Here is a 13169-nt window from a genome sequence, read left to right as displayed (position 1 = left end):
ATGTGGTATCTGGTACTGGAAACAATAACAACGATTATAGTTTTTGCAATGATTATTGGAGGATTGCTAGCTATTCCTTTTGGAGCGGCTAAATTAACTAATCTTGAAAAGGGTAGAAATAACCGATGGTCAATTTTTTGGCGTCATATCTCTAAAGATATAGCTGCTGGAAAGGTAGCCTTATTAAGCCCTTTTTTAGGATGGTTTGTCTATTATGGATTCTATCAGTTTGTAAAAGTTGGAGATGATTCCTCTGCGATTTTAGCCATTGTCTCGTGTGCTGCAATTGGCTTGTTCCTTGTTTTTCATATGGGTTTGCTTGACCGTAAATTTTTTGATTTTCATTTAGATAACATGAAATTGCTGGCTGTGAGTTTGATGTCACTTATTCTCGTTGCGCTAAATGTTTCATTTTGGTTTACAACATTTATTGGCGCTATAGCTACTATGATTTGTGCAATAAAGTATTCTGTAGAGCAGATCATTCTGGAGGCTGAGCGAGCTAGAGCCAGAGAAGAGGGGAAATCACGTAAAATCTAACTCAGCCCTCCTTTATGAAGGCTGTTAGGCTGTAGAAGCTATTGAGTTATTGAAAAAATAACTAGAGGCTGTTTCATAACTTGAAATCGGCTATTCTCACGCAATTACATAGAAAAAAGTCCAGCAATAGTGAGCCGATTCAAGTCAGAGTTAACCAATGATCAATGGAAATTGATTGAACCTTGTCTTCCTGAGTTAAAACTAGGAAAGGGAGGCCCAAAACCCATTGTTAATCGAGCTTGTTTTGAAGGCATCCTGTGGGTTTTGCGTTCTGGAGCGCGATGGAAAGATCTTCCTTCACACTATCCATCACCGAGTACATGCTGGAGAAGGCTTCAATTTTGGGAAGAGCAAGGAGCTTGGTTACAGGCATGGAGAAGATTTCTGAAGCTGTTGGATCAGCAGTCTTTGCTTAACTGGGAAGAGGTCTTTTCTGATGGCAGCTTTGCACCAGAAAAAAAGGGGCTTCGAAATCGGGAAAACCAAGCGGGGCAAGGGTTCAAAGTGGATGGTGGTGGTCGATGGCGAAGGTATTCCACTGGGAGGCACCATTACTTCGGCCTCACCAGCAGAAGTGAAGTTATTACACCCATTACTTGATGTTACGTATAAAAATACAAAGATTCATCGCTTAGTTTATGATAAAGCGGCGGACTCGGATCCTCTTAGAGATAGCCTGTTGAGTCGTGGAATCGACCTTATCTGTCCACACAGGAGAAATAGGAAAAAAGTCTCAAGGCAGGATGGCAGAAAGCTCAGAAGGTACGCTCGCCGTTGGAAAGTTGAGAGGACTTTTGCGTGGTTGGGAAATTACCGCCGTTTAGTTATTAGATGGGAGCGATATTTGTCCACTTATCGTGCTTTTTTCTATATTGCATGCATGTTAATTACGTTAAAGAAGTTATGAAGCAGCTTCTAGGTATTGAACCGAGCATGAACTATCCAGGATTTATGAATGATAATGTGTATGTAGAATCATTTTTTTAGGCATTAAAAACTGAGAAATTTAAATGGTTATTTTTGATTCGGTTGAGGACCTGAGAAGTAACTTATTTTGGTATCTTGATAGATACTATAACCTTATAATAAGACATAGTTCACTTGGGTTCAAAAGCCCTGATGAATATGAAAGAATGGCCGCATAAGATGGCGTCTACTTTAAGGGAGAGGCTTCTTGGTAAAATTTGATATTCAACCCTTCATAAAATTCATTTGCTATATTCTTTGGTGTGAATTCCTAATGTGCTGCTTAAAATTTTATACGCCAAATATGAAGTAAATTTCATTTGGGTAGGATATTTATGAAGAAGATGACAACTACGTTGAGGGCAATGATTAATCAGCCAGGCCTAATTGTTGCGCCAGGGGCCTATGATTGCCTTACTGCGAAAATCATTCAGGAAGAGGGTTTCAAGGCACTTTACATGACAGGAGGTGGAACCGCTGTTACTCATGTTGGTCGCCCTGATCTTGGGTTTATTACATTGACTGAAATGGCTGCGAATGCGCGTGCTATAGCTTCAACTGTAAATATACCAGTGATTGCGGATGCAGATACCGGTTTTGGCAGCGCATTAAATGCCTATAGGACAGTCCAGGAATATGAGCGGTCGGGAGTTGCAGGATTACATATAGAAGACCAGATATTACCGAAGCAATGTGGTCACTTAGCCGGAAAGCGAGTAGTGCCAATCTCAGAGATGGTTCATAAAATATACGGAGCACTGGAAGGTCGCACTGACGATGATTTCGTTATTATTGCCAGGACAGATGCCTTGGCGGTGACAGGTATCGATGACACCCTAAAACGATGTGTTGCTTATGCTGAAGCCGGTGTTGATGCATTATTTGTAGAGGCAATTACAAGCAGGGAAGAAGTCCTTCGTGTACAGAATGAGGTGGATATACCTCTAATGTATAATTTTGGCGAACACGGTAAGTCCCCATTATTTACACATAAAGAACTTGAGGAGTTGTCTTATAAATTGGTTATTTACCCAGGAAGCCTGATGTTTTCTATGTGTAAGCTTGCCCAACGAGTATTGAGGGAACTTAAAGCGAAGGGAACAACAGAGGCTCTTATGAATGATATGTACTCTCCAAAGGAATTTTTTGAAACCATGGACTCCCAGCATTTTCAGGACCTTGATAACAAATGGAAAGCAGCGGCAGATAAAAATTTTGGAGATGAGCAAAAAGGGGCAATAAAATAGCTGTTCTTTAATTAATACAATTTAATCTTTAGGTGAGCTTGGTTTCAGATAACAGGTGCAATTGGTAAGGGAGGGCTAAGCTGGTAGAGTCTGTAACTCTCCCGACCAAGAGAAAGGCACTGATGAGCTACTACCAACTGAGCGAGAACGAACGACACCAGATTTACAGCTTAAGAAAATCCGGACACTCTCAGAAAGCAATAGCAAAATTATTAGAAGCTGTTTCATAACTTCTTTAACGTAATTAACATGCATGCAATATAGAAAAAAGCACGATAAGTGGACAAATATCGCTCCCATCTAACAACTAAATGGCGGTAATTTCCCAACCACGCAAAAGTCCTCTCAACTTTCCAACGGCGAGCGTACCTTCTGAGCTTTCTGCCATCCTGCCTTGAGACTTTTTTCCTATTTCTCCTATGTGGACAGATAAGGTCGATTCCACGACTCAACAGGCTATCTCTAAGAGGATCTGAGTCCGCCGCTTTATCATAAACTAAGCGATGAATCTTTGTATTTTTATACGTAACATCAAGTAATGGGTGTAATAACTTCACTTCTGCTGGTGAGGCCGAAGTAATGGTGCCTCCCAGTGGAATACCTTCGCCATCGACCACCACCATCCACTTTGAACCCTTGCCCCGCTTGGTTTTCCCGATTTCAAAGCCCCTTTTTACGGGTGCAAAGCTGCCATCAGAAAAAACCTCCTCCTAGTTAAGCAAAGACTGCTGATCCAACAGCTCCAGAAATCTTCTCCATGCCTGTAACCAAGCTCCTTGCTCTTCCCAAAATTGAAGCCTTCTCCAGCATGTACTCGGTGATGGATAGTGTGAAGGAAGATCTTTCCATCGCGCTCCAGAACGCAAAACCCACAGGATGAAAGGTGGCCTTTTGCTCTCCGGAGGTGTCTACCCGCCAGGCGCCATAAAACTGGCTGTGTAAAAAAACATGTGCTTTTAAGTGGAAAACCCTGAGCAAATCACTTAACACGTCCATAACGGCGAACACCTAAAAACCATATAGTCATACGATCTGACATGAAATATATACTTTTAAGCATTTATCATACAGATTGTGAAGATATTATACGTTCCAGGTTAAGCGCTAGCAATGCCCTGCTTACTTACCCTACATAACTTAAGAGCTTTGGATAGGAAAATACCTGATGAACTTTTTAAATAATCTAGTAGCGCCAGTTGTAACACTAGGACTTATCTCTTTCTCACTGAATTGCTTTGCCGATCAAGCTGAACCTGGTATGAAAATTGATCCTGAGCGGACTGCAATCGTAATAACCGACCCGCAGAATGATTTCTTAAGCCCTACTGGTGTTACCTGGGGTGTGGTGGGAGAAAGTGTAGAAAAAAATACAGTTCAGAACCTTGAACGGTTAATGAAAGTTGCAGGGAAAAAGAATGTGCCTTTATTTATTTCTCCGCATTATTACTATCCTCATGATCACAAGTGGAAGTTTGAGGGGAGCCTCGAAGTGGTAATGCACAAACTTGGTATGTTCAACCGAGAGGACCCTCTAAGTTTAAACGGATTTGAAAACTCTGGAGCTGATTGGTTGGAGCAATATAAGCCATATATAAATAATGGTAAGACTGTTGTGACCGGCCCACATAAAATTTATGGCCCTGAAACAAATGATTTAGTACTTCAATTGAGAAAGCAGGGTATTGATAAAGTAATTCTTGCAGGGATGTCTGCAAATCTATGCACAGAATCTCATATGCGCGAACTGTTAGAACAAGGGTTTGAAGTGGCTGTTGTAAATGATGCAACAGCTGGTGCAAATTTGCCTGAGGGTGATGGCTACGAAGCGGCAATGATTAACTTCAAGTATATGGCTAATGATATATTAACCACAAAGGAAGCTGTTAAATTGATTAGAAAGGAATTCTAAGTAAGCGTAGGCATAATCAAGTCCATTGTTAATCTTGATTTTCAGTGAGTGATTATGCCTACAAAGGACATATATCAACATTTGATGGGTAGGCATTTTGACGAGCTGGGTTTAGGTCTGAAGTATAAAAAATCTCCTAGTTCATGAGTAGTACAGTCGATATGGACCAATTCTGCTTAAATTTCCCGAAGATTTGCCCTCTTATAAAGCATTAAGTGTCAGAGCTATTGACACATCGGGGAATACCATAAATATTGAGATCGCTTTCAGACAAAAGCGTATATACCCATGGTCTCTTCATGAGGTGATCAAATAATGTTCGTCCTGATTGCCTGTCATGATTATCTGTTCCGCTATGTATGATGTGCTTTGTATAGCGCTCCTTAAAGTATCTCCGTAATCAGAAGGAGATGGATTTTTTATGATGCATAAATAAATTGATAATTATATTTTAAATTGATTTCTGGGTTTTAATAAAAATTAGAGAGAAATGATGTTTACAATAGACGAAAATGACTTCAATCGAACGTATGATGAAAAGCGCGACACTCTAGTTTTAAAAGATGACTTGCCTGTTGCGGTTAGAGATGAGCAAGTCTTAAGGAGTCTTGGAACCGTTATATCAATCCCAGGAGTTACTTCAGGTAATGCTCTCCGCCTAAAAAATATTACAAACTCGACACTGAGGGATTATATTCCAGAGGAAGAGCATATTTGGGTCAACCCTAATTATACAAGTTATGGAACTGCGTGGGAGAAAGCTGGTTTCGAAAAGCCTGATAGAGGTCTGGGTGACTTGGATCACCTTCATTCCAAAGAATGGGCAAAAAAAGGGGGATATGGGTATGTTGTCCTGATTCCCGTCAGATCGGGCGTAAATAGAAGCGCGGGTACCCTCGAAAAGAGCCAGGTAAGTTTAACCTTAAGAAATCATAGCCTCAAAGAACCTATTTTCTACGGCAATCATATTCACTGGGGCAAAATATGGAAACTTAAAATCGATCTTAGACGTGATTGAATGCAGATTTTATAGTGTTAAATCTGATTTCAGGCTTGATTTCACAGTGACATTTTTTAGAGGGTGCTTGTCAGATGAATTCTAATCTAGTAAAGATAAACTAGGCATCATTGACCGTACTCTGGTTTCTCACTTATTGTTATCAAATAGATCTGAATCGTTCAATATCTCCTCCTGATTTTTCAATTTAAAGTCTATTCAATTGAATGTGACTTTACTCAAAATTTGTTAGCCTATCATTGCCTTTCCGTATCTTCCATGTTCCTATTTATTCGCTGCTAAGAGATCCTGCCGGGGAGAAATTGCGGTGTTGTCACCCTTGGCTTGTAGTAGTCCAAACTAAAATATCCAAATAAATTCCAGTATAAAAGGAAAATGGTTTTGAATAAGGTTATATTGACGGTTCTACTGATTGTATTCAGTTTTAAAGTGCTCGCATCTGACCCGAACGTAGAGCAAGCACGAGAGTCTTTGGATACCATCAAGGAGCTTACTCCCTGGTCTTGGGAAGAGCCCATTACCCCGATATTTGATAGCTACTTAGCAGCTGATTTCGATCAATACCAGGGAAGGTATAAATCTTTATACATGGTAGAAGATCTACTGATGCATAAGTGGGGCCAGTCTATTACTGAATTTATTGTACTGGCTGAACTATTGTACACTTTCCAGCCGGAAGATTATCAGCAAGAGAATCTGCCGGCATTTGAAGCAGCTATTCATGAATTGGATGAGTTCAGGTTAGCAATTAATGAATTTTTATTGCCCTATGTGCCGAGCTACAGTCTTAAACAGCAAAGTTTAGTTAGGCATTTTGATGGAGAAGGGATCGTTATAGCGGTATTCGATTTATTTGACCCTATACGATTGAAGGAGCAGCGTGAAATGTACCCAAATATTGAGGCTGAAGTTCAATTTGGTGACCCTATTACTTTTCTGCACGGAAATACTGTGATTGATATCATCCTGGATATCGCGCCTAAGGCCACTATTGTTCCAGTGAGTACAGAGAGTAAAACTTACAACGAAGCTATGGAATACATGCGTGCTCGTGAGGATATTAGTGTTATCAACATGAGCAGGGCATTTCACATTACCGACGATCAGTTAGATCAGGAGTTTGCCGATCATTTATCCAGTATCCTGCAGACAAAAATCTTTACAAAGTCCATTGGTAATACAGGAACAGACTTGGATGGAGTAAATACAGATGTTCGTGAGCGTTTAGATCTGCCGCCGCTTGGTAGCTTTTTCACTTACGACCTGGAGTTAATAAAATCATTTCTTGTGCGAAATGAGGGTCAGCCTGGTGATAAGAACTTAATGTTCGCGATTAATTTGCAGCCTTTTTCAAATGAGGTTTCACTGACAGCCACCGTGCCTGGGTACAATCAGTTGGCTAGTGATCGAAGCTTTGCAATCGCGGGTGATGCGGTCTACTCAGCTTCAAGCAACAATTTTGAGTCCGGTAGTTCCTTTTCCGCGCCACAACTGGCAGCAGTGAGCGTTCTTTTACTGGATGCTGCAGAACGCTATGGTTTCTCTGGGAGTGAGGCAACTCAAAGGGTAGTACAAGCACTTCAATCGACAGCAAGACACTCACATCTGGGGGCTAACAATACAGGTCTCGGTTTTGTTGATGCTCAAAGAGCGTGGCATAAGGTGAAAGGTAAGGGCAGATATAAGCCCCATCCACGTACTGCTGAAAAGTAGTCAGTAATTGATATTTAGAAGATTTCTAATCTGGCAGGGACTTCTCTGTCAGGTTAGATACTATTGGGTTCCTGCCTAGATCAAGTAATAAAGAGATAAGCTCAAAAGTGGCTCTCATCCCCAGTAATAATCGAAGATATCATTGCAAATTAATTAGTATACTATACCTTTAACCTCCCATCGAATATTCAAGTAAACGGCCTTGTCAATATTGATTGCCAAATATCCTGGCTGAATGACTTCTGGTGAATTTATATAAATGGAGAGTGTAATGGATAAGTGCTTTCTTTTTGATAATGACGGTACCTTAGTTGACAGTGAGTATCTCTGTAATATCGGTTTGGCCAAAATGTTCCATCGATACGCCATAAAGCTTGATCCGGAGGAGTTGGTTATACGCTTTAGAGGATGGAAATTGGCCAGTATTCTCGTGATTTTAGAGCGAGAGAATGAGGTGACTCTCCCGGACAATTTTGTTGATGAATATCGCTCGGTAGTATCAGACTTGTTCGATAGAGAGCTAAAGCCAGTGAATGGTGTGATCAATGCTCTTGAGGCACTGAATGGGCCTAAAGCTGTGGTTTCCAGTGGACCATTGTCTAAAATCAAGCATGCGCTAAAGCTATGTGGGTTATCTCATTATTTTGGCGATAACCTATACAGCTCATATGATGTGGGGATCTGGAAGCCTGATCCTGGTATCTATTTGCATGCTGCCAAAGAGATGGGTTATACGGCTGAACAGTGTGTCGTAGTAGATGATGGGCCCGTAGGTGTCGAAGCGGGTTCCAAAGCCGGTATGAGTACTTTCTTTTACAATCGATATAATGAAAAATGTGATATTGATGGTGTTATAAGTTTTACAACCATGAATTCACTACCAGCATTAATAAACGCAGGGATTTAATGAAGTTAAATTGGTCGCAAGACGTATATCTCAAAGCCTGGAATTTTGCAACCTTAGTACATAGTGGGCAAAGGTACGCTAGTTCGGTAGCTGGTCAAGATTTCCCGTACATTAATCATATCGGAAGTGTGGCTATGGAGTTGATCTTTGGATTAGCTTCAGATGTTAACCTTAACGGTAACCTCGCCATTCAGTGTGCTTTACTCCATGATACTTTGGAAGATACTGAGTTTGATTTTGAATTCATAAAGTTCACATTTGGTGGGGATGTAGCTGAGGGTGTTCAGGCACTCACTAAAGACGATACATTAGTTACAAAGCAGGAACAGATGCTTGATTCGCTGAAGCGTATTAAGCTTCAGCCTAAAGAAATTTGGATGGTAAAACTTGCGGATCGAATAACCAATTTATCTGAACCACCGGCACACTGGGATTCAGTGAGGAAATCTGCATACCTGCAAGAGGCAATGGTTATCTATCAACATTTACATGAAGCAAATGAGTTGTTGGGTGCCAGGCTCCAACAGCGTATTGAAAGCTATCGAAAGTATATCGGTTAGCAAATTCTTATACCATATTCCGATTTCGTACACATAGTTCCAAGATGAAGATAACTTCAGCTTCAATGAAGATTTGATTTTATTTGAGATGTCAGTCCATTGGATAACTGCTATGTTAGTGGTTTACTGGGCATTGACTGGCGGTGTTTTAGCTTGCTGACAGATTTTTAGTGCCTCAATCAAAAAAAGGTTTAGAAAATAATGAATGTCATTAAACGTTGCTTGAGAGTAGGCACTTTTTTTGCATTTTTGATTACCAGTCATGCTTGGGCTTCCGAGGATTTGATATGTGATGAGTCCTGTACATTTGTTCTTAAGAGTGAACGTGAATCCAAGTTTACAGTTATCAATCAAAGCAGAGCAGATACAAGGCTTTCACCTTTTTCCACCTTTAAAATACCCAATACCTTAATAGCCCTGGATTTGGGTGTTGTAAGTAGCTTGAATCAAGAGCTCACTTACGACCATGAGAAGTACCCAGCACAGAGGTGGTGGCCTACGGTTTGGTATGAAAAGCCACTCCCAATACGGGCTGCGTTCCAAAATTCTGCAGTTCCTATATACCAGCAAATCGCCTTTCAGGTTGGTGTGGAAAGAATGAATCAGTATTTGACAAGATTTAACTACGGAAATATGGATATTTCCTCTGGAGTGGATCGTTTCTGGTTAGATGGTAGTTTAAAGATTTCTGCTCGAGAACAGGTTAACTTCCTACATAAGTTATTTAGTGGGCAACTGCCGGTATCCTCAGATACATTGGTTTCTTTTAAAAAAATCATGCTGGTTGAGGAAACTGACAAATATAAATTCTATGCAAAAACGGGTGGAGGGCAAACCTCAAAAGGATACGCATTAGGCTGGTATATTGGTATTGTGGAATCCAAGGATAATGTGCATTACTTTGCGCTTAATATGGACGGGGATACGTTTGGTGAGGTTCAAAAGAATAGAGTTAAAATGGCTAAGCAGCAGTTAATAAAGCTTGGGATCCTTTAAATAACCCCTAATACTTCATATGCATACAATGAGTCAATATGCTAACGGACTCATTGTATTTCCTTTGTGAAGAGTTTGTGCTACAGGTTATGGATTTCGGTAGGTCAACCATTAAAAATAATTATATGTTAGTGATAAAATATATTATAATATAATTTTAATATAGGTTTGGATATCTTGACTTGAACTCCTTTATCGCTTCGGAATTGTAAGGGGTGGGGATATTCATCTTCCTTCCGAGTTCAACGATATGGCCATTTAAGGAGGCAATTTCAGTTTTTTTATTCTCTTTGATATCCTGGTAAGTGGATGGGTAATGATTCATATCCTTTACTCTATGATAAATGTTGTCCCAAAGAGTCTCTTTACTTTGATCAAATTCAATCTTTCTTGATAAAATATCATATGACTCAAAGTATGTATTTCTTATCCTTTTAGTTATTTTTTCGTCTTCGAATAAACCTTTATAGTTCTTTAAATAAATCGCAGAGAATATATTGGTTGAGCAGTTAAAGATGGCTTTTATAGCTCTCTGCTGAGAGATCTGTTTGGTTGTAGCTATCTCAATTTCTGCATCCTTAAATACGGAATATATTTTACATGTGTGCTCACTTTTTTCTATAAGAAAGCCTTTACCTCTAATGTAAGTGAGCTGATTGCCACGCAAATTAAATCCGTCATTAACAACAGCGATGAAAGTATTCTTTTCACTTGAGCCTATAAATTCGGATGTGTCAAAAATACAATTTTGCAGCAAAATATTGATTTTTGACTTGATCTTGCTTTTGGCTAAAAGGTCCAGATTTTCTTTTACATCAAAAAGCTTGGAAGTTAACAGTACAATGTCATAAGAGGTGCCGTTTTTTAATGCTTTAGAAACTGGAGGGAAATTATACTTTTTGTTATTGATGTAAAGTTGTCTTCCAACTTTTTCAGCTTTTCGGCCTATGACGTCTACATGGTACTGCGCATTGTAAAGTTTTGTAGCTAGATATGAGCCAACTGAACCTGCTCCAAGAACTAATATTTTCTCGTCTTTCATGGTAACTTTTCACATTTTATGATTGATAGCACAAATTAGCGCGGGCACTTTCTGTAGATGGGTACTTTAAGTGGAACAATCAATAAGTGTAGCGCAATTAAAAGACTTTCTTCCCTTAGGCACGATATTCATTATGTCTTTCTATATATGACCTGTTAACTATTCTGTACAGCGGTAATGGTTAAGTAAAGGTCAACAAGACTTGAGCTCATTTAAGTCATCAATTGTCAAAAATTTGATGTGTTTTATTTGGTATATCTCTAGGTTAAAATCGATGGTGTAAATCCTTAGTTACGTGCCGCTAAACCCCTTGGGCCATCATCTGAGTAACTTAACTATGATTGGATTTTTTTATTTCCACTTCCAGGTAAATTGAGTCAGTAATTAATGTATAAGCCAAGCCAGCTGGATAAAATAATGAGAGGCATAATGCTTGGTTTTATCCCTCCTACATTTGCTTTATTCGCATATATTGCATTTTTTGCCAGAGGAGCAAGAACTGCAGTGGGAGTAAGCGATGTTGGTGATTTGTTATTTCTATCTTATGGAGAAATATTAATTGCATCATATATTTTTCTTTATATTGTTTCAGCAGTACTAGGTTATTTTATTGGATGGGATGGCTTTAGGTTGGTGGCGAAAAAAACAGGTGGGATTGTTGAAAAGATAAAGTTCCCTAGGAAAGTATCGGATCGGGTATTTGGTCCCAAAGTAGATATGGATGCCAAGATAATCAGTCCGAGAGAGCGAGTGGAGATGATGCATGATAAATCGTAGTTGATATAGGTTTATACCATCAGAAAAACCTATTGACGATCGGTTTTTGACGTTCTACCATCACTTAAAGAATGATTTTCACTGTTGGAATAATGGTCTATGCGACTTGGCGATCTTGAGAAACAGGTGCTCCAATATCTCTGGGATAGAAAATCTGCGGATGCCAAACAGGTCCACTCGGACTTGAGCCGGGCCCGTGGAGGATCTCTCAATACCATCCAAAGCACGCTGGACCGCCTCTACAAGAAAGGTTTGCTGTCCCGGGAGAAGCAGGGGCATGCATTCCAATACAGCCCGGCAGTGGAGCGCTATGAGCTTGTCGGGCAGCTGATTCAAGACGTTACTCGTGAGTTTGTTGATGATGAGAACGGGCTGGTAGCCGCATTTACCTCTATCTCATCGGAACTGAGCGAAAGTCAATTAGAGCAACTGGAGCAGTTGATCGAAAGCCAGAAGGTAAAACGCCAGCAGGGTGATCGCGAATGATTTTGGGGCAGGTTGCACTCTGGCTAAACCTGCTGACTATTGCGGCGCTTGGCCTGTTTGTCGGCATTATACTGGTGTCAGCTGCCTGCCTTTCTGCTTCCCGGCATTCACTTCGCTTGTCTGCCAGTAGTCGGCGTTTACTGCTATGGAGCGCGGTATTGCTGCCGTGGTTCGCGGCTTTCTCTGCCGCTGTTATCCTGGCATTCCCAAACCTTTTAGGGGGCGTTGCATCTCTGGCGCACTGGCACCATATCAACGCTTTTAATCTCTACAGTTGGCATGGTGTTTTTACCATTGCGTTTCTTTTCCTTACCGGGTTTTTGGTGTTTCAAAGTTTTAAACGAGTTCATCGTCATTTGGCGCAGCTCCGATTGTTAATGCAACTTTGCGAAAGGGATAAGTCTGATCAGAGTATTATCCAGGCCCAGGGTCCCCAAGCTTTCACCAGTGGTCTGCTCCGTCCACAAGGGTTTTATACCAGCGGTCTGCGAGACCAGTTAACAGCGGAAGAGTTTGAGGTGGTGCGCCTACATGAGGAAGCCCATGCGCAAAAATTTGATCCTCTGAAGAAATTAATATTCGCTTTGTTTGCCAGCTTTTTCCCTACGCGTTTGGGGAATTATCTGAATCGGCAGATGGCGCTGTGTATGGAGCAGCGTGCAGACGCTTATGCCCATAGGCAGGGGTGGAGTGAGACCTTTATCGCCCAAACCCTGCTTAAGGTAACCCGTATCTCCAATGGGTTGCAGCCCAAAGAGAGAAGTTCAGCATTGGTCTGTTATTTCGCTCTTGACCAGTTGGATGCCCGTATACGTTACTTGCTGTCTGATAATAAGGGGCGCAACTTATCCCCTTTATTGTTAGCTGGATTGTTTGTAGTTCTCACTGGCACTTGCCTTGTGTCGGTGGATGCGCTCCACCACACCGTCGAAACCCTGTTCTCCCACTAAGGAAGCCGAAGTGTTTAATTGTTTGCGTTTAGTCATAACTAAAAAACCGACTATAGAT

At 40.7% G+C, this 13169-nt stretch carries 14 protein-coding genes and 3 pseudogenes; 14 read left to right on the top strand and 3 right to left on the bottom strand.

Annotation, left to right across the window (positions count from 1 at the left end; genetic code table 11):
- From P3339_RS12505 to P3339_RS23490, 5 genes and pseudogenes are all read left to right on the top strand, one after another.
- Positions 1 to 540 (top strand): hypothetical protein, encoded by a 540-nt coding sequence (locus tag P3339_RS12505; RefSeq protein WP_282950688.1) that lies wholly within the window; start codon positions 1 to 3, stop codon positions 538 to 540.
- Positions 541 to 669: 129 nt separating this feature from the next.
- Positions 670 to 897, top strand: a pseudogene (locus tag P3339_RS23495) (transposase); the annotation flags it as partial.
- Positions 898 to 976: 79 nt separating this feature from the next.
- Positions 977 to 1447, top strand: a complete 471-nt coding sequence (locus tag P3339_RS12500; protein ID WP_282950687.1) for an IS5 family transposase — start codon at positions 977 to 979, stop codon at positions 1445 to 1447.
- Positions 1448 to 1841: 394 nt separating this feature from the next.
- Positions 1842 to 2753 carry an isocitrate lyase/PEP mutase family protein gene (locus tag P3339_RS12495; RefSeq protein ID WP_282950686.1) on the top strand — a complete coding sequence of 304 codons (912 nt, stop codon included), beginning with the start codon at positions 1842 to 1844 and terminating at the stop codon, positions 2751 to 2753.
- Positions 2754 to 2875: 122 nt separating this feature from the next.
- Positions 2876 to 2971 (top strand): annotated as a pseudogene (locus tag P3339_RS23490) (helix-turn-helix domain-containing protein); the annotation flags it as partial.
- A gap of 6 nt (positions 2972 to 2977) precedes the next feature.
- On the opposite strand, the pseudogene P3339_RS12490 reads toward P3339_RS23490, so the two are convergent.
- Positions 2978 to 3436, bottom strand: a pseudogene (locus P3339_RS12490) (IS5 family transposase); the annotation flags it as partial.
- Between the two features lie 27 nt (positions 3437 to 3463).
- The gene (locus P3339_RS23485) at positions 3464 to 3619 is read right to left on the bottom strand and encodes a transposase (protein ID WP_353056824.1); all 156 of its coding nucleotides are present in this window, start codon (positions 3617 to 3619) and stop codon (positions 3464 to 3466) included.
- A 299-nt stretch (positions 3620 to 3918) separates the two neighbouring features.
- On the opposite strand from P3339_RS23485, the gene P3339_RS12480 reads away from it, so the two are divergent.
- The 6 genes from P3339_RS12480 to P3339_RS12455 all read left to right on the top strand — a co-directional run bounded on the left by P3339_RS12480 (position 3919) and on the right by P3339_RS12455 (position 9856).
- Positions 3919 to 4662 (top strand): cysteine hydrolase family protein, encoded by a 744-nt coding sequence (locus P3339_RS12480; RefSeq protein WP_282950684.1) that lies wholly within the window; start codon positions 3919 to 3921, stop codon positions 4660 to 4662.
- A 490-nt stretch (positions 4663 to 5152) separates the two neighbouring features.
- Positions 5153 to 5680, top strand: coding sequence for a hypothetical protein (locus P3339_RS12475; protein ID WP_282950683.1), 528 nt, complete (start codon positions 5153 to 5155; stop codon positions 5678 to 5680).
- Between the two features lie 381 nt (positions 5681 to 6061).
- Positions 6062 to 7393 (top strand): S8/S53 family peptidase, encoded by a 1332-nt coding sequence (locus P3339_RS12470; protein WP_282950682.1) that lies wholly within the window; start codon positions 6062 to 6064, stop codon positions 7391 to 7393.
- 271 nt (positions 7394 to 7664) lie between these two features.
- The gene (locus P3339_RS12465; protein WP_282950681.1) at positions 7665 to 8300 is read left to right on the top strand and encodes an HAD-IA family hydrolase; all 636 of its coding nucleotides are present in this window, start codon (positions 7665 to 7667) and stop codon (positions 8298 to 8300) included.
- Positions 8300 to 8860, top strand: a complete 561-nt coding sequence (locus tag P3339_RS12460; protein ID WP_282950680.1) for an HD domain-containing protein — start codon at positions 8300 to 8302, stop codon at positions 8858 to 8860. The genes P3339_RS12465 and P3339_RS12460 overlap by 1 nt, the downstream gene beginning before the upstream one ends.
- A 201-nt stretch (positions 8861 to 9061) precedes the next feature.
- Positions 9062 to 9856 (top strand): penicillin-binding transpeptidase domain-containing protein, encoded by a 795-nt coding sequence (locus P3339_RS12455; RefSeq protein WP_020415312.1) that lies wholly within the window; start codon positions 9062 to 9064, stop codon positions 9854 to 9856.
- 157 nt (positions 9857 to 10013) lie between these two features.
- Here P3339_RS12455 and P3339_RS12450 read toward each other — a convergent pair whose 3' ends face one another.
- Positions 10014 to 10898 carry a ketopantoate reductase family protein gene (locus tag P3339_RS12450; protein WP_282950679.1) on the bottom strand — a complete coding sequence of 295 codons (885 nt, stop codon included), beginning with the start codon at positions 10896 to 10898 and terminating at the stop codon, positions 10014 to 10016.
- Between the two features lie 429 nt (positions 10899 to 11327).
- Between P3339_RS12450 and P3339_RS12445 the strand changes: the two genes are divergently transcribed.
- The 3 genes from P3339_RS12445 (at position 11328) to P3339_RS12435 (ending at position 13111) form a co-directional block, all read left to right on the top strand.
- On the top strand, positions 11328 to 11675 hold the full coding sequence (locus P3339_RS12445; protein WP_282950678.1) for a hypothetical protein: 348 nt from the start codon (positions 11328 to 11330) through the stop codon (positions 11673 to 11675).
- A gap of 99 nt (positions 11676 to 11774) precedes the next feature.
- Positions 11775 to 12161, top strand: coding sequence for a BlaI/MecI/CopY family transcriptional regulator (locus P3339_RS12440; protein ID WP_282950677.1), 387 nt, complete (start codon positions 11775 to 11777; stop codon positions 12159 to 12161).
- Positions 12158 to 13111, top strand: a complete 954-nt coding sequence (locus P3339_RS12435) for a M56 family metallopeptidase (RefSeq protein WP_020415316.1) — start codon at positions 12158 to 12160, stop codon at positions 13109 to 13111. The genes P3339_RS12440 and P3339_RS12435 overlap by 4 nt, the downstream gene beginning before the upstream one ends.
- Positions 13112 to 13169: the final 58 nt, after the last annotated feature.

It is taken from the genome of Microbulbifer sp. MLAF003 (assembly GCF_030012965.1).
In the GTDB taxonomy this organism is placed as follows: Bacteria; Pseudomonadota; Gammaproteobacteria; order Pseudomonadales; family Cellvibrionaceae; genus Microbulbifer; species Microbulbifer variabilis.
Note: the sequence above shows the minus strand (reverse complement) of the source record. Positions and strands in the feature narration are given on the sequence as shown.